This is a genomic window from Glycomyces tarimensis (genome assembly GCF_054776215.1).
The window spans coordinates 58,332-77,461 of sequence record NZ_BAAHCB010000012.1 but is presented as its reverse complement, the minus strand read 5'-3'; the positions used below and the strand labels follow the sequence as shown (position 1 = coordinate 77,461).

Here is a 19,130-nt window from a genome sequence, read left to right as displayed (position 1 = left end):
CCCTAGAAGTCGAAGTCGTCGATGTTGTCGGCGTTGAAGCGGGTCGGCGGGCCGAGCGTCACCACGCCGTCGGGGCCGACGGTGTACTCGCCGAGCTCTCCCGCGGTGAACACCTCCCCCTCGGCGCCGGTGATGATGCCCGAGGCGGCGGCCGCGCCGGTGTAGGCGGCGAGCTCGCCGAGCGCGGTCGGGTCCCACAGCGCGAACTCGGTGACCGTGCCGTCCTCGACGTACTCGCGCATCTGGTTCGGCGTGCCGAGCCCGGTGAGCGCCACCTCGCCCTGGTACTCCGAGCCCGACAGGTAGCGGGCGGCAGCGGCGATGCCGACGGTCGTCGGCGAGACGATCGCCTTCAGGTCCGGATGGGCCTGCAGGAGGCCTTGGGTCTCGGAGAACGACTTCTCGTCCTCGTCATCGCCGTAGACGACGTCCACCAGCTCCATGCCGGCGTAGTCGGGGTTGGACTCCAGTTCGGCCTCCATGACGTCGATCCAGGCGTTCTGGTTGGTGGCGTTGGCCGTCGCCGAGAGGACCGCGATCTCGCCCTCGCCGCCGATCTGCTCGGCGGTCATCTCCAGGAGGGTCAGGCCGACCTCATCGCTGTCGACCTGGCTGACGAACAGGTCCCTGCAATCGGGGTCCACATCGGAATCGAAGGTGACGACGACGGTGTCGCCGCCCCGCGCCTGCTCGAGCGATGAGCACAGGGCGTTGGGATCGTTGGCCGACAGCAGGATCACGTCGGTGGCCTGCTGGCTGAGCGTATCGATGTAGCTGACCTGCGAGGAGGCGGAGGCGTCGGACGGGCCGGTGTACTCGTACTCGCCTTCCAGTTCGGTCGCCACGCCTTCGGCGCCCTCGCTGGAGGCCTCGAAGTAGGGGTTGTTGACCGACTTGGGGAGCATCGCGATCGACAGGCCGGTCTGGTAGTCGGCGTTCGGGTCGGCGGTGGCGCGGTCCCCGCCGGGCCCGGCGTCCTCGCCCTGGTCGTCCTGGGTGGTGCCGCCGCAGGCGGCGAGGAGCACGGCGGCGAGCACCGGTGCGGTGATGTGAGTGATGCGTTTGCGAGACATGGGTTCTTCCCTTTCATGCGGTGCGGCGTTGCCGAGCGCGCAGGGCGCCTCGGATCGCGCCTGCGGTGTTGGGGGCGAGCACGGCGACGATGAGCAGCGAGCCGGTGACGACAGTGAGCGCCTCGGTGGAGACGTGCGCCAGACGCAGCGCGTTCTGCAGCGAGGTCAGCAGGACCACGGCCGCCAGGACGCCCGGGAGCGCGCCCTTGCCGCCGAAGATCGACACGCCGCCGAGCAGGACGACCGCCACGACGGTGAGCTCGAGGCCGTAGGCGTTGTCGGCACGGGCCGAGGAGTAGCGGAGGGTCCACAGCACGCCGACGAGCCCGCCCATCGCGCCCGAGGTGACGAAGAGCCAGAACTTCAGGCGCCCCACGGCGATCCCGGCGTAGGCGGCGGCGATCTGATTGGCGCCGACGGCGTAGACCGAGCGGCCGACCGAGGTCGCGTGCAGCACGACGCCGAAGACGACGGCCAGCGCCGCCATGGGGATGAGCAGGTTCGGGATCTCGCTGGTGCCGAGGGTGCCGAGCGTCCAGCCGGTGAAGTCCCTCGGCCAGTCCGCCACGGCGGTGTCCCCGAGCAGGACGTACGCCAGGCCGCGGTAGAGGGCGAGGGTGCCGATGGTGACGGCGAGCGAGGGCAGGCCGAAGCCGGTGATGAACAGGCCGTTGACCGCGCCGAGGCACGCGCCGAGCAGGACGGTGACGGGCATGATGGTCTCCAGCGGCAGGCCGCCGTTCCACATGACTCCCATGGCGGCGCTGCTCAGGCCGACGGTGCTGGCGACGGACAGATCGATCTCGCCGGTGGTGACGATGAGCGTCATCGCGAGTGCCAGCAGCAGGATCGGGGCGAGGTCGAGCACGATGTAACCGAAGTTGCGGGCGGTGCCGAAGTGCTCGACGGTCTGAGCGGCGAAGAGCAGGAAGGCCAGCGTCGCGGCGATGATCGCGGCGTCCCAGCCGGTCAGGGGCCGCACGGCGGCGTGGAGTTTAGTCGGCATGGGACCCCTTCTTTCGCAGCGCGCGGGCGGCCCGGAGGCTGACGAGCCGGTCGAGGGCGATCGCGGCGAGAATGAGCGCGCCGACGATGGCCTGCTGCCAGAACTGGTCGATGCGCAGGACCGGCAGGGCGTTGTTGATGACGGCGAGCAGGAGCGCGCCGAGCGCGGCGCCGAGGACGGTCCCCGAGCCGCCGAAGATCGCGACGCCGCCGACGACCACGGCGGCGACGACGTTGAGCTCCATGCCGTAGCCGGCGGAGGCGTCGACGGTGCCGAAGCGTGCCGCGTAGAGCACGCCGCCGAGGCCGGCGAGGGAGCCGGAGAGGACGTAGGCGGTCATGAGGCGGCGGCCCGCCGGGATGCCTGCGAGGCGGGCGGCCTCGGGGTTGGAGCCGAGCGCGTACAGGTCGCGGCCGGCCCGGTGGCCGCGGAGGAAGACGCCGACGAGCGCGAGGACGAGCGCGGCCACGAGGAAGAGGTAGGGCACGCCGAGGACGGTGCCGTTGCCGAAGTCGAGGAAGGAGGCGGGCAGGTCGGAGGCGTTGATGCGCGAGCCGCCGGCGAGGAAGTAGACGGCGCCGCGGAAGACGTAGAGGGTGCCGAGCGTGGCAACGAGCGGTGGAACTCGCCCGAAGTGGATGATCGCGCCGTTGAGCGCTCCGCAGGCGGCGCCGACGGCGAGCCCGATGGGCATCGCGGCGCCGGTCGCGATGCCGGAGTCACTCAGGACGCTCGCGGTGGCATAGGCCGACAGGCCCAGAACGGAGCCGACGGACAGGTCGATGCCGCGGGTGAGGACGACGACGGTCATGCCGCAGGCGAGCAGCACGGTGATGGCGGCAGCGAAGAGCAGGTCACGGACCGACTGGGCGCTGAGGAAGCGGGCGTTGACGGCGGCCGTGACACCGATCAAGGCGGCCAGCGCGATGACGAGGCCGAGCGCACGGAACCGCAGCACGAGGTCGAGCGCGGTCGAGCCGGTCTTGGCCGCCGGAGCCTGTGCGGCGCTCTTGGCGAGGGTACTCACGCGGCCGCCTCCTGCCCGGTGGCGAGGAGCATGACCGCTTCCTCGGTCGCGTCGGCGCGGTCGAGCTCCCCGGCGATGCGGCCCTCGCGCATGACCAGGACGCGGTCGGCCATGCCGAGCACTTCGAGGAGCTCGGAGGAGACCATGAGGACGGCGACGCCGTCGGCGGCCAGGTCCGACAGGAGCCGGTGGACCTCGGCCTTGGTCGCGACGTCGATGCCGCGGGTGGGTTCGTCGACGATGAGGACCTTCGGGTCGGTGGCGAGCCACTTGGCGAGCACGACCTTCTGCTGGTTGCCCCCGGAGAGGGTCCCGGCGGGGTCGGTGAGCCTGCCGTACTTGGTGTTCAGCTTCGCGGTCCACGCCTCGGCCTCGCGCCGTTCGGCGCCGCCGGCGAGGAAGCCGAAGCGGGACAGGCGGCCGCTGCGGGTGAGCGTGGCGTTGCGCATGATGGACAGGTCGAGCAGGAGGCCCTGCTGGCGGCGGTCCTCGGGGACGAGGGCGACACCGGCGCGCATGGCGGCCCTCGGCTTGCCGGAGGGCAGCTCGCGGCCGGCGACGCTCACGCGTCCGGCGTCCCTGGGCTCGACGCCGAAGACGGCCTGGACGACCTCGCTGCGGCCCGCGCCGACGAGTCCGGCGAGGGCGACGATCTCGCCCTCGCGCACCTGGAAGGTGACGTCGCGGCAGATGCCGGTGCGGCTCAGGCCCTCCACGTCGAGGACGACGTCACCGGCTTCGACGTCCTGCTTGGGGAACATCGCGCCGAGCTCGCGGCCGACCATGCGGCGCACGAGCTCATCGACGCCGACCTCGCTCATGAGGTCGGTGGAGACGTGGGCGCCGTCGCGCATGACGGTGACGCGCTGGCACAGGGCCTCGACCTCGTCGAAGCGGTGGGAGATGAACAGGACGGCCGCGCCTTGGTCGCGCAGTCCGCGCACGACGCCGAAGAGGCGCTCGACCTCGACGCCGGACAGCGCGGCGGTGGGTTCGTCCATGACGAGTACGCGCGCGTCGAGGGAGATGGCCTTGGCGATCTCGACGATCTGCTGGTCGGCGATGGACAGGCCCTTGGCGGGCCGGTCGGGGTCCATGGGCACGCCGAGCCGGTCGAACAGGGCGGCGGCGGCGCGGTTCATGGCGGCGCGGTCGATGAGCCCGAAGCGGCCCTTGGGTTGGCGCCCGATGAAGAGGTTCTCGGCGACGGTGAGGTCGCCGAACAGGGCGGGCTCCTGGTAGATGACGGCGATGCCGGCGTCCCTGGCGGCGGCGGTGTCGGCGAAGGCCGTCGGCACGCCGTCGATCTCGATGCGGCCCCGGTCGGGCCGGTAGAGGCCGGCGAGGACCTTGATGAGCGTGGACTTGCCGGCGCCGTTCTCGCCGATGAGGGCATGTGCCTCGCCGGGGTGGAGCTCCAGCCGGGCCTCGCGCAGGGCCCGGACGGCGCCGAAGGATTTAGCCACACCGGTCAGTGAGACGATCGGCGCCGGGGCGGGCGGTTCGGGCTCGGTTTCGTCGGCGAGAGCGGACACGGAACCCCCGTTCACTGAATCGTTTCAATTCGTCGATCTAGTAGCACCCTACAAACCGGTACCGCTCCCGGTCAACCCCGGAGCCCGTGGAACCTCCTCGCCCGCCTTGGCTCAGCCGCCCCAGTAGCGCGTCAGGACAGCTCGCGCACATACCAGTCGTGGAGCCCACCGCCGGAGGCCCGCTGGTCGAGGTAGGCGAATCCGGCTCGAAGCGCGACGGCGGCCGAGCGCTGGTTCTCCCGCTCGCAGCGGATGACGGCGGCCTCGGCGCCGAGCGAGGCGGCGTAGGAGCAGGCGAGGCCGACCGCGCGCGTGGCAAGGCCCTTCCCGCGCCAGGCCGGGTAGAGGCCGAACGCGAGGTTCACCCGGCCGGGCGGCAGGTACGGCTGATCGAACTGGACGTCGATGGTGCCGGCCGGGGCCGCGTCCTCGCCGCAGCGGATCGCGAAGTGGTGCATCGGCCCTCCCTCCGCCCAGGCGCGCTCGCAGCGCCGCAGGTAGGCGAGCGTCTGCTCGCGCCGGGAGGGCCCGCCGGTGAGCCAGCGGATCAGTTCCGGGTCCTCCCCCGCCAGGTGCGCATCGAGGTCGTCAGGTCCCAGCGGCGTCAGGGCGACGACGCCGTCGGTGAGGCGCACGGCTGCTCGCATACCGACAGCTTCGCGCTTCACCGCCGCTCGCGCAAGCGAGATCGCCGCTAGTCGGGCTCGACGAGGAGGATCACTCGCTTGCCGCGACTGTGGCCGGTGTCCGTCGACCGGTGCGCCTCGGCGACCTCGTCGAGGGCGTAGAAGCGGCCGATGACCGGCCGCAGATCGCCGCGTTCGACGTGCCGGGCGAGGCGCTCGAGCCGCTCGCGGCCGGGCCGCATCTGGACGAGGCGCACGCGCGGCCCCGGCAGCACGGTCGAGGCGAGCGCGGCGGGCAGGGCCTTGTAGGCGACCGTCGCCATCCGGCCGCCGGAACGCAGGCGCGCGCGGTGGGCGTTGATGCGGGTGCCGTGCACGTCGACGATCCCGTCGAAGCGCTTGCCCCCGAACTCTCCGGGCGCGTCGTAGGCGTACGCCTCTTCGGCGCCGTGCTCACGGCAGAAATCGAGGTTCGCCCTGCTGGAGACGGCCGTGACCTTGGCGCCCTGGGCCGCCGCGAGCTGTGCGACCGCATTGCCGACGCCGCCGCTCGCCCCGATGACCAACAGCCGCTGCCCGGCCTCGACGCCGACCGCGTCGAGCGCGGTGAGCGCCGAGATGCCGACGACCGGCAGGGCGGCAGCGCCGGCGAAATCGACGTTGGACGGCATCGGGGCGCACAGGTCCGCGCGCACGGCGATGTACTCGGCGGTGACGCCCGCGGTCATCGGGTTGATCGCGCCCCAGACCGACTGCCCCGCGAGCCCGGCGTCGACGTCGGCGCCGGTCTCGACCACGACCCCGGCGAAGTCGGTGCCGATTCCCTTGGGGAAGCGCCATCCGGTCATCGGCTTCAGCGCGCCGGCCCGGATCTTGGCGTCCACCGGGTTGACACTGACGGCATGGACCTGCACGAGCACCTCACCGGCCTTGGGCACGGGCCTGGGCGCTTCGCGAACGTGCAAGACCTCCGGCGGTCCGTACCGATCGAACTGGGCGGCGCGCATGATGGGCGTGGACATGGGGTGCCTCCTCGCTTGTGCGGCGCCGAAGGCCCGGCGCCGCTCTCACTGACGATCTGCCGCGATGCGAAGGGGATGAGGCCCTCGGCCGCGGCTGCTCCCGCTTCAGCGCCGACAGTGCGATCGCCACCCCGTCGGGTCGACGAACTCGACTTCATACGCCTGCGGCTCATCGTAGACGTCGACGATAGTGCCGATGAGACCCGCGCGGAGCCCTGCTTCCGGCAGATCCTCGGTAAGCTCGACCACGTCATAGCGTCTCATCGTGCTCCCTTCGGCGGGAAGCTCAGCGCCACGAGCCGGGTCGTTCCCCATGGCTGGTAATCCATCCGATGAGGAACGCGGAACAGCGGCCGAAGCTCCAAGGCCGGCGCTGCGGAGCGGCGAGGACGCTAGGCGGAGGCTCGGACCACCAGTTCGGTGGGGAACACCACCGGTTCGACCTCCTCTTCGTTCAGGAGTGCTATGAGAAGGCGGACGGTCTCCTCCGCGACCTTGGCGAGCGGTTGTCGAACGGTGGTCAAGGCCGGGCGGGTCGCCGTTGCGATCGCCGAGTCGTCGAAGCCTCCCACCGCCACGTCGTCGGGCACCCGGCGCCCGCCCAGATGCAGCGCCTGGAGCGCGCCGGCCGCCATGAGGTCGGAGGCGACGAAGACCGCGTCGAGGTCCGGGACGGTCTCCAGGAGGCGCCGCATCGCGACCTCGCCGCCGGCCTGGGTGTAGTCGCCGTGGACGATCATCTGCTTGCTCGCCTTGCGGCCCAGCACCCCCGTGAAGCCTTCGAGCCGCAGCGACCCTCCCGGCGTGTCGAGCGGGCCGGTGATCATGCCGATCCTGCGCCGGCCCTGCTCGACCAGGTACTCGGTCATCGCCCTGGCCCCGCCGCGGTCATCGGCCGCGGCGTACGGGATGACGCTCTCGCGGCCCAGCACCGCACCACAGGCGACGGCGGGCACCCCGCTGCGCTCGATCGCCTCCAGCAGCGGGTCCCCCGCGTGCGTGGAGACGAGCAGCGCCCCGTCGGCGTGGCCGCCGCGCAGGTAGCGCGCCACGCGGTCGCGGCCGCCGTCGTCCCCGGCGATCATGAGCACCAGTGACATGTCGCGCTCGGCGAGCTGGTTGGTGGCCACGCGCATGAGCACGCTGAAGTTCGGGTCCTCGAACAGCCGCTCCTGCGGCTCGGACAGCACCATCACGATCGAACCGGTCCGGCTCGTCTTCAGGCTCCGGGCGGCGCGGTTGACGACGTAGCCGGTCTCGGCCACGGCCCGCCGCACCGCCGTCTCGGCCGCCAGCGATACGTTGCCCTGCCCGTTGAGGACGCGCGACACCGTGCCCCTGGAGACCCCGGATGCCGCCGCGACATCGTGGATGGTCGGTCGTTTCCGTGCCACTGCCTCAACACTCCCTTGCGTTGCCATCGATTATCTCCGCTCGCGCGGGAGCGCGCGGAGGCCTCCCGAGGGGAAGCGGTCCGCCACGCGCGACTCATCCCGCGCCGAGCGCCTTTAGCGACGGCAATGCGTTGCCGCCGTGGTCGAACAGCGCCAGTGCGGCCCACGGGTTGCCGCCTTCGGCGATGTCGTCGCCGTACTCCATGCCCGCGCGGGAGGCCCAGGTCGTACCCTCCACCGGCAGCCAGGCGGGCTCCCAGTAAACGACGCCGAGCCCGCGTCCGGCCGGGACGGCGGCGACGGTGACGTACAGCTCCCGCAGGTAGTCCGACTGGCCCTCGACGGTCGCCGGGTAGCCGCCGGCCTCGATGAGCTCGGGACTGAGGACCGCCCCGGGCGAGGCCGTGGCCGCGTCGGTGTGCGGGTAGGCGGTCTCGACCACCAGGACGTCCTTGCCGTACCGTGCGCTGATGTCGTTCATGTTGGCGCCCAGGTCGTGGAGGGTGCCGTGCCAGAACGGGTAGTACGACAGGCCGATGACGTCGAAGTCGAGGCCGTGCATCCGGTCGAACCAGCCGCGGTAGAGCTCGTTCGCGCCGCCGAAGTCGAGGTGGATGATCGTGCGGACCGGATCGGGGACGGCCGCCAGGCCGGCGTTGACCAGCCTCGCGAGCCGCTCCCACGCGGCCTCGTCCTCCGGGCCGAACTCGCGGGTCTCGCCGTCGAAGCGCGGGGTCGCGCCGACCGGCCAGAGCATCCCGTTCGTGATCTCGTTGCCGACCTGCACCGACTCGGGCGTGAGGCCCTCGGAAGCGAGGCGGTCGAAGACCTCGGCGGTGTACGCGCCGACCTTCGCCTCCAGGTCGGCGCCCGCCAGGCCCCTCCAGCTCGTGGGGATCGACTGCTTCTTCGGGTCGGTCCAGAAGTCGGAGTAGTGCAGGTCCAACAGCAGTCGATGCCCGGCCCGCCGCGCGCGGCGGGCCAGCCGCACGGTGGCCTCGATGTCGTTGGTGCCGCCCATGTACGGTGCTCCGGTCTCGTCGCGCGGGTCGACCCACAGGCGCAGGCGGACCGTGTTGACGCCAGCCTCGGCGAGCAGCTCGAACAGCTCGCGTTCGCGGCCCCCGGAGCGGAAGGCGCCGCCGAATCCCTCGACCTCCTCGGTCATCGAGACGTCGGCGCCCCTGACGGGTGCGGTCATGCTCATCCTTTCTCCGCGCCCGCGGCGGCCCCGGTGACGAGGTGGCGCCGCAGGACGATATAGAGGATCGTGATCGGCACCGAGTTTCAGGGACCCAGAGGGTGTGCAGGGCGCCCACCGGACTGTGAACGTTTACACGAATCTAGCGAGCGCCGAACCGTAACGCAAGACAGCAATGTGCAGTTTGCACGATTTAACCGGAAATCTCTTTCATGGGACGAGCACAATGGAACACCATGCAGGCAGCGGATCGAGGGTTGTCATCGCTTTGCGCCTCGGGTACTGTGCACGTTCACAGGCACATATGCAAGGACTCACAGGAGACCGCGTTGAAGACCATTCGCTACGGAGGCGACTACAACCCCGAACAGTGGCCCGAGGAGGTCTGGCACGAGGACGTCCGCCTCATGAATGAGGCGGCCGTCAACCTCGTCAGCCTCGGCATCTTCAACTGGGGCATCATCGAACCCGCACGCGGCGAGTACGACTTCACCGGCCTCGACAGGATCATCGGGCTCCTGCACGACCACGGCATCGGCGTCGACCTGGGCACCCCGACCTCCTCCCCGCCGGCGTGGCTGCGCAAGGCCCACCCCGAGATCCGGCTCGTCGACGCCGACGGCCGGACCCTCGCCGGCGGGACCCGCCACGGGACCTGCCCCTCCTCCCCCGCCTACCGCGACGCGTGCGCGGCCGTGGTCGAACAGCTCGCCGCCCGATACGGCGCCCACCCCGCCGTCGAGATGTGGCACCTCCACAACGAGTACGGCTGGGCCCACGTCGAGTGCTACTGCCCGGTCTCCACCGAGGCGTTCCAGCGGTGGCTCGCCGCGAAGTACGCCGACATCGAGCGACTCAACGACGTCTGGGGCACCGCCTTCTGGGGCATCGTCTACCGCTCCTTCGACCAGATCGAGGCGCCCGGCGCCGCCCCGCCCGGCGTCAACCCGGCCCTCCAGCTCGACTGGAAGCGGTTCTCGAACGACGAGCACATCGCCGGCTACCGGCTCCAGCGCGAGATCATCGCCCGCCACTCCCAGGCCCCGGCCACCACGAACTTCATGGTCCCCAACTGCAAGGACATGGACTACTGGCGCTGGTCCGACGTGGTCGACATCGTCTCCAACAACCACTACCTCGTCGCCGAGCGGCCCGAGAACCACATCGAGCTGTCCATGAGCGCCGACCTCACCCGCGGCGTCGCCGGCGGCCCGTGGATGGTCATGGAGCACTCCACCTCCGCGGTCAACTGGCAGCCGCGCAACCTCGCCAAGACCCCCGGCGAGATGCGCCGCAACTCCCTGGCCCACCTCGCCCGCGGCGCCGACGGCCTCATGTTCTTCCAGTGGCGCGCCTCCCGCGCCGGCGCCGAGAAGTTCCACTCCGCGATGGTCCCGCACGGCGGCACCGACACCGAGGTCTGGCGCGACGTCGTCGCCCTCGGAAGCGAGCTGGAGCGCCTCGCCCCCGTCACTGGATCCGATGTGGACACCGAGGTGGCGATCCTGTGGGACTGGGAGTCGTGGTGGGCCCTCGAACTCGAGTGGCGCCCCTCGATCGACCTGCGCTACCGCGAGCGGGTCGAGGCCTACTACGAGTCTCTGTGGAAGCAGCACGTCACCGTCGACTTCGCCCGGGCCGACGCGGACCTGAGCGGCTACAGGCTCGTCGTCGCCCCCGCCTCCTACCTGCTCACCTGCGACGCGGCCAAGAACCTCCGCGGCTACGTCGAAGAGGGCGGCAACCTCCTCGTCTCCTACTTCTCCGGCATCGTCGACGAGCACGACACCGTCCACCCCGGAGCGCACCCCGGCGCGCTGCGCGAGACGCTCGGGCTGTGGACCGAGGAGTTCCACCCATTGCCCGAGGGCGGCCGGGTCGCCCTCGACTCCGGCGAGGCCGGCCGCATCTGGTCCGAACGCGTCCGATGCGAGGGCGCCGAGACCGTCAGCACCTTCGCCGACGGGCCCGACGCCGGACACCCCGCGATCACGCGACACCGGTTCGGCACCGGCACCGCCTGGTACGCCGCCACCGCCCTCGACGACGCCACGGGACTGCGCGACCTCTTGGCCGGAGCCCTCGACCACGCCGGCGTCGAGCGCCCGGCCGGCGTTCCCGACCACGTCGAGATCGTCCGCCGCGGGGACCACTGCTTCCTGGTCAACCACACCGACCAGGACGTCGCCGTCCCGGGCATCCGGGGCGTCGACGCTCTCGACGGCACCGTGTACGGCGGTGACATCCCCGTCGCCGCGGGAGGGGTCGTCGTCGTACGAATCACAAAGGAGTGAGCCCCCGATGAACCGAAGAACCGCCATCACGGCGGCCGGCGCCTTCGGCGTCGCCGCGCTGGCGTCCACCCCCGCGCTGGCCGAGGCCGCGCGCCGCAAGCGCCCGAAGCAGTCGACGTTCGTGAGCGGCGCGGACATCTCGAGCCTGGCCAAGGCCGAGGACCTCGGCGCGGTCTACCGCCGCGCCGACGGCACCGAGGCCGACGCGATCGCGATCCTCGCCGACGCCGGCGTGGACTGCGTCCGGCTCAAGGTCTGGGTCGACCCCGGCGACGGCTACAACACCAAGCCGCGGGTCGTGGAGATCGGCGCTCGCGCCGAGCGCGCCGGCATGGACGTCCTGGTCGACTTCCACTACTCCGACACCTGGGCCGACCCCGGCAAGCAGTACAAGCCCGCCGCCTGGGAGGGCCTCGACTCGGAGGGCCTGAAGTCGGCCGTCTACGACCACACCGCCGACGTGCTCGCCGGCCTCGCGGAGGCCGGCGTCTCGCCGACGATCGTCCAGGTGGGCAACGAGATCAACGGCGGGATGATCTGGCCCGACGGCCGATACGACCGGTGGCCGCAGCTCGCCGAGCTGCTCACCGCGGGCGCCGACGCGGTCCGGGACACCGCGCCGCGCGCCGAGGTGATGCTGCACCTGGCCGAGGGCGGGGACAACGGGGCCTTCCGCTGGTGGTTCGACAACGCCGAGTCCCATGGCGTGCCCTATGACGCCATCGGCCTGTCGTACTACCCCTACTGGCACGGGCCGCTCGAGGACCTGGAGTCCAACATGCACGATATCGCGGGCCGCTACGGCAAGCCGCTGTACGTGATGGAGACGGCCTACCCGTTCACCACCGAGGACAAGGACGGCTGGTCGAACATCATCGCCGATCCCGAGCCGGTCGCGGGCCACCCGGTAGGACCCGAGAGCCAGTCGGCGGTGCTGACCGCCGTCGCCGACACGGTCAAGGGCGTCCCGAACGGCCTGGGCCGCGGCGTGTTCTGGTGGGAGGCCACCTGGACCGGCGTCGCGGGCCACGGGTGGGATCCCGACGACCCGTCCAGCGGCAACGGCTGGGAGAACCAAGCGCTGTTCGACTACGAGGACCGGGCCCTGCCGGGCCTGGAGACCCTCGGGAGCCTCTGAGGGGTCGAGGCCGCGGCCGCGGGACGCCTCGCGTCTCGCGGCCGCGCGGGCTCTAGAACGCGTATGGCCCGAACCGGCCCCACGCGATGACGAGCGACACGATCAGGATCACCGCGTTCATGCCGATGCCCGACCATTCGCCCTTGCGGCCGTGGTAGATGGCGGCCAGGACCATGATGACCGCCAGGCCGACCGCGGCGAGCGGTGTCAGGACGGTGGCGATGCCGGTGAGGCCGGGGAGGATCAGGCCGAGTCCGGCGGCGAGTTCGGTGATGCCGACGAGGCGGACCACGGGCATCGAGTAGTCATTGACCCACGGGAAGGGACCGGCGAGCTTCTCTTTGGGCTGCACGGACTTGAGCACGCCGACGATGACGAACATCGCGGCGAGTACGCCTTGGAGGATCCAGAGCAACGCGTTCATACGGGCAGACTCCCTCATAGATCGGACAGCGGCCGCGACCCGGCCGGAGGCGGCCACGCCCTCGAGATCCTGCCGATGCTACCCATGGCAGCCGCGGCCGCGCGCGGTGACGCCGCTCAGCCCGTGGCGAGCTTGGCCGCGAAGCCGATCATGACGGCCCCGACGAGGCCGTTGCCGGCGGCGGCGAGTCCTCGGCGCTCGCGGAAGAGCCGGGCGAAGCGGTCCCCGGCGATGATGAGCGTCGACAGGTAGACCATCGAGCAGGTCTGGAGGATGACGTACAGGACCAGGTAGCTGAGCACCGGGTAGTCGTAGGTGGGGTCCACGAACTGGACGAAGAACGCCACGAAGAACAGGATCGCCTTGGGGTTGAGCAGGCTGGCGATGAGCGCCCGCACGAACGGCCGCTCGGAGCGCACCGCGGTCGCGACGGCGGAGCCGCCGCCCGACGCGAGCGGGCCGCCGCCCCGCTTGGCGGCGCGCCACGCCTTCCAGCCGCCGTAGATCAGGCTGGAGGCGAGGTAGGTCAGGTAGAGGATGCCCGCCCAGCGCACGGCGTTGTACAGGAACGGCGAGGCGGCGAACACCGAGGCCAGGCCCGCGGCCGAGGCGATCATGAGGACCGAGTCCCCGCAGAACACGGCCGCGGCGGCGGCGAACCCGGCCCGGCGGCCGCGCCTGGAGGCCACGGACAGCACGTACAGCGAGTTCGGTCCGGGCAGCAGGATGATCAGGACGGTGGCGACGACGTACTGCCACAGGTCGACGGTGCCGAACACGGGCGCATCCGATTCTCTGGAGGGCGACTGGCGGCGGCGCGCGGCCGCACGCTCAGCTTACGGTCGCCAGGTCTCGGGTGCCAAGCTCATTGACGCCACGCCGCGCGAGGAGCCTCTCAGATCGCCTGGTAGGCGTCGTAGAGGCTTCGGAGCTGCCCGTGGAGCTCCTCGAGCTCGGCGTCGGAGACGTTGCGGACGTCGTCGCGGGCGACGATCTCGGGCAGGTGCGACAGGACGGTGTCGTGGTCGACCGTTCCGGCGAGGAAGGGCCCGGCGGTGCGCAGCAGCGGCGGGACCGGGGCGTCGGCGGGTCGGCGCCGGAGGGAGTCGTAGACGCACAGCGTCCTCGCGCCGCCCTCGGCGGTCTCGACGGCGCACGGGTAGATCGCCTCGTCGTCGAACGGCAGGGACATGAGGACGTAGACGGTGCCGGTGTCGCTGTCGCGCATGGGCCGGTTCCTCGGCAGGCGTCTGAGCAGCGTCCAGAGCTTGGCGACGTCGTCGCGGCGGTGTCTGGCGTAGCCGCCGAAGCGCCAGACGGTGAACGCCCGGCGGGCCCTGGTCAAGATCGGCATGTGCGGTGCCTCGATGTCGCGATGGTCGGAACCCCATCACTGTACGGACCCGTGCGCCGGGGGCGCAGTCGAGCATCGCCGTGCCCTCGGGTGTCCCCGGCGGGCGAAGGCGGCTCGGCCCGCGGAGCGGGTCAGTGCGCGTCGAGGCGCGGCTGCACCAGTTCCCTGATCACGAGGCGGATCGCCGCGTAGGTGGGGACGGCGAGGACCACGCCGATGACGCCGAACAAGGTGGCGCCGATGAGCACGCTCACGAGCGCGGCGAGGTTGGAGACCTTCACGGCGCTGCCCATGATGGTCGGGTAGATGACCCAGTTCTCCAACTGCTGGTAGACCACGAAGAAGATCACCGCGGCGACCGCGGTCATCGGCGAGACGGTCAGGGCCACGAGCGTGACGATGGCGGCGCCGATGGTCGCGCCGATCTGCGGGATGAGGTCGGTCACGGCGACGATGAACGCCAGGATCGCGGCGTAGGGGACGCCCGCGATCGCCATGAACACCCATGCCGAGGCTCCGGCGGCGACGCCGATGGTCAACGCGCCCATAAGGTAGGCACCGGCCTGCACGAGGATGCGGTCGAGGATCTCGCCGGCGCGTTCGCGCTTGGAGGCCACCACGAGGCGCAGCGCGCCGTCGCGGATGCGGTCGTAGGCGGCCAGGATGAACAGCGACAGGATCACGGCGGTGACCGACCAGCCGATGACGGTCGCCGCCGAGGCCGCGCCCCCGAGCAGGCCTCCGGCCGCGGCCGAGAGGTTCTCGGCCGTGGTCAGGTCCTGGAGGCGTTCGATCAGCCGCGACTCCCCGCCGAAGCGCTGGGCGAGGTCGCTCTGCATCAGGTCGTCGTAGTAGGCGGGCGCGTCGTTGACGAACTCGGTGGCCTGCCTCACGATCGCTGGGATGATGAGGGCGAAGCCGCCGCAGAAGACCAGCACCAGGCCGACCAGGAGGGTGGTGATCGACAGCCACCGCGGAAAACCGCGCCGGATCATGAACTGCACCGGGCGGTTGAGGCCCACGGCGAGAAAGCCGGCCACCACCAGGACGATGATGAGGGTCTTGAGTTCCGTTACGGCCCAGACGAGTCCGGCGGCGAGTGCGAGCCCGATACCGAGATAGAGTCCGGCCTGCACGGGCGGGGTCTGGGACAGGCTGCGGCGCGTCGGCAGCTGTGGGGCGTTTCCCGTCATGGGTGTTGTCTAGCACAGATTCGTTCCCGTGTACGGGTTCTGCCGAGTTGAGGCACTGGAGTGACGCGCGGTGCGCCAGTGCCGGGATCGGCATCGGCCTCGACCGGTCGGCGAGCGGTGCGCCCTCCGAAGCGCACCTCGGCGTGTCGCGGTCAGTTCAGTCTCCGCGCACGGCCGCCAGCGCGATGTCGAAGTAGTCCACCAGCGGGCGGCGTCCTGAGGCGCGGACCCACGCCTCACCGGCCGTGTCGAGGCAGGCCACGAGGCAGGCCACGATCGTTCTCGCGCGCAGCTGCATCTCATCGTCCTCGCCGGGTCCGAGCCGGCGCCGGACCTCGGGCGTCAGCTGTTCCTGCCATTGGAGGTGCTTCTCGATGCTGCGCGCGCGCAGCGACGGGGTGCCGTACATCATCTCGGCGACCTTGAGCATCCGCTCGGGGTCCTGCTCGCGCATTTGCGCGTAGCGGTCGGCGAAGGCGTTCTTGAGCGCCGTCCACACGTCCTCGGAGTCCGGGCGCGAGCGCAGCGCCTGGGCGGCCCGCTCCCCCTCGCCGGCCATGTCGCCGAGGACGACGTCCTCTTTGGTGCCGAAGTACCGGAAGAACGAGCGGCGGCTGATCCCGGCGGCTCGGGCGATCTCGTCGATGGTGGTGGCCTCGAATCCCTGCTCGAGGAACAGCTTCATCGCGGTCTCGGTGATCTCGGCGTACGCCGCGCGCCGCGTCCGCGCCCATAGGCCCTCGTTGTCGGCAGTGTCGCTCTCCACCGCTCAATCCTAGCCGCGTGAAACACGAAGCCAGATTGACACTCAGTGCCAGATTGTCATATAGTTTCAATCGGAGAGAGGGGTTCGCATGGACACGATCGACTACGGATCGCAGACGGTGCTGATCACGGGCGCGAGTTCGGGGATCGGCGCCGAGTTCGCCAGGGCGCTGGCCGAGCGGGGCTCGGACGTGGTGCTGGTCGCCCGCCGGCTCGAGCGCTTGGAACGGCTCGCGAACGAGTTGAGCGCCGACTACGGCGTGAGGGCGACGCCGATCGCGATGGACCTGACCGCTCCCTCGGTGGGCGCGAAGCTCGATCGCGCCTGCGCCGAGCGGGGACTGCGGGTGACAAGCGTGGTCAACAACGCCGGCTTCGCGACCAACCGGTACTTCCACGAGGCCGACCACGAGCGGCTCATGGCGGAGATCGCGCTGAACGTCACCGGCCTCGTCGACATCAGCCGCACCTTCGCGGGCCGCCTGCGCGAGAGCGGCGGTTTCGTGGTCAACGTGGCGAGCATGGCCGCCTACCAGGCGGCTCCGCTCATGGCCGTCTACGGCGCGGCGAAGGCGTTCGTGCTGAGCTTCACCGAGGCGCTGTGGTACGAGTCGCGCGGCACCGGAATGCGCGTGCTCGCGCTCTGCCCCGGCGCCACGGAGACGGAGTTCTTCGACGTGGCCGGCGAGCGGGCCTCCGGCGGCAGGCGCCGCATGCCCGCTGCGGCGGTGGTCGCGACGGCGCTGCGGGCGCTGGACCGCCGCAGCACGCCGCCGAGCGTCGTCGCCGGCAGGTTGAACCGGGTGGCCGCGAGCCTCGGCCGCCTCGTCAGCCGGCGTCGCCTGACGATGGCGGTCGGCCGCATCATGGCCGACGGGCACCGCGCCGAGCGGGTCACGCGCACGTGAAGCGCTGGGCGGCGGCGTCGGTCTCGCGGCGGTACTCGGCGAAGCGCCGCCGCACCTCGTCGATCGCCGCTCCCAAGGGGAACAGCTCGCGGGTGACGAGCTGGTCGTCGTGGTCGGCGCCGACCGGATGCCAGAAGACGCCCTCGGCGGTCACCGTGATCTCGGGGATGAGGGACTCCACGGTGAGCGCGAGGCCGTCCTCGGCGTAGCCGCGCCGGGCGATCGGGCGGATGACCTGGTCGTCGCGCTCGATGCCGACCTCGTCGAGGAGGGTGTGGAACGCCTCGGCCTCGGCCGCGCCGCTCTCGCCGCCCGCGACGGTGGCGGCCACGCGCACGCGGAAGCCCTCGGCGAGGGCGGTGCGGATGCCGTCCAGGGCCCGCTGCCAGGTGCCGGAGCCGCGGTGCCGGTCGTGGAGTTCCGGGGTGGCCGAGTCGAGGCTGATCTGGAGGGCGAAGTCCTCGCGCGGCATCGCCCGGAGCATCTCGAGGCGCCGGCCGCGCAGCAGCATCCCGTTCGTGAGCAGCGTGGTCGGCGCGCGCCATACGCAGGCGCGGACGATCTGGTCGAGGTCGGGCAGCATGAACGGTTCGCCGCCGGTCAGGAAGACCTCGGTGACGCCGTGCCCGGTGCCCTCCTCGACGAGCCGTTCGATGCGTTCGGGGCCGATGGCGCGGCGCTCGGTCTGCGGCGAGGACTTCGCGCAGCAGTAGTCGCAGGCGAGGTTGCAGTCGAAGTTGGTGTAGATCCACAGCCTCGCCCCGGGCCGGCGCTCGGCCGGCACCGAGGCGAGGATGCTCTCGTCGTCGGGGATCGGGCCCCTTCGGATACGGGCCACTCCGGAATCCAGGGAGAGCAGCCGGTTGCCCGATCGTTCGCACCAACGCGAGATGAGGGCGGCGTCGACCTCGGATGCCGGGATCTCCACGATGGACCCGGCCGAAACACCGCCCAAGTGCTCGACCAGGTCGAGCACGATTCTGGGGCTCACCATCGCGCCGAGATCCCCTGGTCCTCGACCGCCTTGAACAGCGAGGCGTAGCCGGCCAGGTCGGGGCGGACCCATGCGCGTTCGAGCCCTTCGAGTTCCATGATCCGGCGGTGGTCCGGGTGGTCCCACGACATCGACAGCAGGTGCTCGACCCACGGCTCGTACTGCTCCGCGCCCAGGGTGTCGAGTGCGGTGAAGTTGCAGTGGCAGTACTCCGGCGAGGTCCAGAACGCCGTGAGCGCGTCGTTCATGAGCTCGTCGGCGCCGATCGCGTTCCAGGTGTTGACGCCGAGGGCCACCGCGTCGGCGTCCTCGTCGAGGAGCACGCGGATCGCGTCCAGTTCGCTGCGGCCGGTGTCGCCGTGCTTGCCGAGGTCGGAGTCGATGCGGACGAGCTCGACGTCGTCCTCGCCGAGTCCGGCCTCGCGCAGGTACTGGACGGGCAGGATCGCGGCCTGCGCGGAGTCGCGCGAGCCGAGCGCGAGGCGGCGCCCGCGCAGATCGGCGAGGTCGGCGATGCCGCTGCCGGTCCGGGAGACGAACACGCTCCGGAAGGCGAGGTCGCTGTCGCGCATGGCGAGGGCCTGGCAGGCGCCCTGGGTCTGGAGGACGGTGCGCACCCATGCGAGGTTGGTGTTCCATGCGACGTCGATGGTGCCGTCGATGAGGGCGTCGACCTGGCGGCCGTAGTTGGAGAACAGGACGAAGTCCATTTCGGCCGGTCCGTCGGCGAAGTAGTCGCGGAGGCCCTCCCAGATGGGGACGACGTTGGGCGTGTAGGCGACGGCGCCGACGAGCAGCGGTTTCGGCATGGTGGACCTCAGCTTTCGAACAGGGGCAGGCCGCAGACGGCCTTGCCGTAGAAGTCGTACAGGACATCGGCGGTGGGGGCCATGACGTGGCCGGCCCGGGCGTCGCGGAAGCAGCGCTCGAGGCCGAGGCCCTTGGCGAACGCGGCGCCGCCGCACACGCGCATGGCGGCGTCGGTGACGCGCAGGGCGGTGTCGTTGGCGAGGGCCTTGACGGCGAGGACCCGGAGCACGGTGGACTCGTCGGGCGCGGCCAGGGCGGCGGCGGTCCCGTCGAGGTAGGCGCGGGCGGCGGCGACGTCGATGGACATCTTGGCCAGTTGGGCGCGGATGGTGGGGAGCTGGGCGAGGGACCCGCCCAGGTGTTCGA

The 19,130-nt window shown here is 71.1% G+C and carries 20 protein-coding genes; 3 read left to right on the top strand and 17 right to left on the bottom strand.

The window, feature by feature from the left end:
- Positions 1-2: 2 nt before the first annotated feature.
- The 9 genes from rhaS to ACYVK3_RS11040 all read right to left on the bottom strand — a co-directional run bounded on the left by rhaS (position 3) and on the right by ACYVK3_RS11040 (position 8,884).
- Complete coding sequence (gene rhaS / locus ACYVK3_RS11080; protein ID WP_460497373.1) at positions 3-1,073, bottom strand: rhamnose ABC transporter substrate-binding protein; 1,071 nt, start codon at positions 1,071-1,073, stop codon at positions 3-5.
- Between the two features lie 13 nt (positions 1,074-1,086).
- Positions 1,087-2,079 (bottom strand): ABC transporter permease, encoded by a 993-nt coding sequence (locus ACYVK3_RS11075; RefSeq protein ID WP_460497372.1) that lies wholly within the window; start codon positions 2,077-2,079, stop codon positions 1,087-1,089.
- Entirely contained in the window at positions 2,069-3,106 is a 1,038-nt protein-coding gene (locus ACYVK3_RS11070; protein ID WP_460497371.1) for an ABC transporter permease, read from the bottom strand. The genes ACYVK3_RS11075 and ACYVK3_RS11070 overlap by 11 nt, the downstream gene beginning before the upstream one ends.
- Positions 3,103-4,641, bottom strand: coding sequence for a sugar ABC transporter ATP-binding protein (locus tag ACYVK3_RS11065; RefSeq protein ID WP_460497370.1), 1,539 nt, complete (start codon positions 4,639-4,641; stop codon positions 3,103-3,105). The genes ACYVK3_RS11070 and ACYVK3_RS11065 overlap by 4 nt, the downstream gene beginning before the upstream one ends.
- Positions 4,642-4,772: 131 nt before the next feature.
- The gene (locus ACYVK3_RS11060) at positions 4,773-5,288 is read right to left on the bottom strand and encodes a GNAT family N-acetyltransferase (protein ID WP_460497369.1); all 516 of its coding nucleotides are present in this window, start codon (positions 5,286-5,288) and stop codon (positions 4,773-4,775) included.
- A 47-nt stretch (positions 5,289-5,335) separates the two neighbouring features.
- Positions 5,336-6,289, bottom strand: coding sequence for an NAD(P)-dependent alcohol dehydrogenase (locus tag ACYVK3_RS11055; protein ID WP_460497368.1), 954 nt, complete (start codon positions 6,287-6,289; stop codon positions 5,336-5,338).
- Between the two features lie 105 nt (positions 6,290-6,394).
- The gene (locus tag ACYVK3_RS11050) at positions 6,395-6,553 is read right to left on the bottom strand and encodes a DUF4926 domain-containing protein (RefSeq protein WP_460497367.1); all 159 of its coding nucleotides are present in this window, start codon (positions 6,551-6,553) and stop codon (positions 6,395-6,397) included.
- Positions 6,554-6,681: 128 nt separating this feature from the next.
- Positions 6,682-7,710 carry a LacI family DNA-binding transcriptional regulator gene (locus ACYVK3_RS11045; protein WP_460497366.1) on the bottom strand — a complete coding sequence of 343 codons (1,029 nt, stop codon included), beginning with the start codon at positions 7,708-7,710 and terminating at the stop codon, positions 6,682-6,684.
- 67 nt (positions 7,711-7,777) lie between these two features.
- A complete protein-coding gene (locus ACYVK3_RS11040; RefSeq protein ID WP_460497365.1) occupies positions 7,778-8,884 on the bottom strand; it encodes a glycoside hydrolase family 53 protein in 1,107 nt (368 codons plus the stop codon).
- Between the two features lie 329 nt (positions 8,885-9,213).
- Here ACYVK3_RS11040 and ACYVK3_RS11035 point away from each other — a divergent pair, with 329 nt between their 5' ends.
- Complete coding sequence (locus ACYVK3_RS11035; RefSeq protein ID WP_460497364.1) at positions 9,214-11,178, top strand: beta-galactosidase; 1,965 nt, start codon at positions 9,214-9,216, stop codon at positions 11,176-11,178.
- A gap of 7 nt (positions 11,179-11,185) precedes the next feature.
- The gene (locus ACYVK3_RS11030) at positions 11,186-12,316 is read left to right on the top strand and encodes a glycoside hydrolase family 53 protein (RefSeq protein ID WP_460497363.1); all 1,131 of its coding nucleotides are present in this window, start codon (positions 11,186-11,188) and stop codon (positions 12,314-12,316) included.
- 52 nt (positions 12,317-12,368) lie between these two features.
- On the opposite strand, the gene ACYVK3_RS11025 is transcribed toward ACYVK3_RS11030, so the two are convergent.
- The 5 genes from ACYVK3_RS11025 to ACYVK3_RS11005 all read right to left on the bottom strand — a co-directional run bounded on the left by ACYVK3_RS11025 (position 12,369) and on the right by ACYVK3_RS11005 (position 16,053).
- The gene (locus ACYVK3_RS11025) at positions 12,369-12,740 is read right to left on the bottom strand and encodes a DoxX family protein (protein ID WP_460497362.1); all 372 of its coding nucleotides are present in this window, start codon (positions 12,738-12,740) and stop codon (positions 12,369-12,371) included.
- Positions 12,741-12,856: 116 nt separating this feature from the next.
- Entirely contained in the window at positions 12,857-13,519 is a 663-nt protein-coding gene (gene leuE, locus ACYVK3_RS11020; RefSeq protein WP_460497361.1) for a LysE family translocator, read from the bottom strand.
- A gap of 116 nt (positions 13,520-13,635) precedes the next feature.
- On the bottom strand, positions 13,636-14,094 hold the full coding sequence (locus ACYVK3_RS11015; protein WP_460497360.1) for a hypothetical protein: 459 nt from the start codon (positions 14,092-14,094) through the stop codon (positions 13,636-13,638).
- Positions 14,095-14,225: 131 nt separating this feature from the next.
- Complete coding sequence (locus tag ACYVK3_RS11010; protein WP_460497359.1) at positions 14,226-15,287, bottom strand: AI-2E family transporter; 1,062 nt, start codon at positions 15,285-15,287, stop codon at positions 14,226-14,228.
- Between the two features lie 157 nt (positions 15,288-15,444).
- Positions 15,445-16,053 carry a TetR/AcrR family transcriptional regulator gene (locus ACYVK3_RS11005; protein ID WP_460497358.1) on the bottom strand — a complete coding sequence of 203 codons (609 nt, stop codon included), beginning with the start codon at positions 16,051-16,053 and terminating at the stop codon, positions 15,445-15,447.
- Between the two features lie 88 nt (positions 16,054-16,141).
- Between ACYVK3_RS11005 and ACYVK3_RS11000 the strand changes: the two genes are divergently transcribed.
- Positions 16,142-16,960: an SDR family NAD(P)-dependent oxidoreductase gene (locus ACYVK3_RS11000; protein WP_460497357.1), complete on the top strand. Its 819-nt coding sequence runs from the start codon at positions 16,142-16,144 to the stop codon at positions 16,958-16,960.
- Here the strand turns inward: ACYVK3_RS11000 and ACYVK3_RS10995 are convergent.
- The 3 genes from ACYVK3_RS10995 to ACYVK3_RS10985 form a co-directional block, all read right to left on the bottom strand.
- On the bottom strand, positions 16,947-17,954 hold the full coding sequence (locus tag ACYVK3_RS10995; protein WP_460497356.1) for a radical SAM protein: 1,008 nt from the start codon (positions 17,952-17,954) through the stop codon (positions 16,947-16,949). The genes ACYVK3_RS11000 and ACYVK3_RS10995 overlap by 14 nt on opposite strands.
- On the bottom strand, positions 17,948-18,763 hold the full coding sequence (locus tag ACYVK3_RS10990) for a phosphate/phosphite/phosphonate ABC transporter substrate-binding protein (protein ID WP_460497355.1): 816 nt from the start codon (positions 18,761-18,763) through the stop codon (positions 17,948-17,950). The genes ACYVK3_RS10995 and ACYVK3_RS10990 overlap by 7 nt, the downstream gene beginning before the upstream one ends.
- Before the next feature lie 8 nt (positions 18,764-18,771).
- Positions 18,772-19,130 (bottom strand): acyl-CoA dehydrogenase family protein (locus ACYVK3_RS10985; RefSeq protein ID WP_460497354.1); only part of this gene is annotated, 359 nt, incomplete at its 5' end.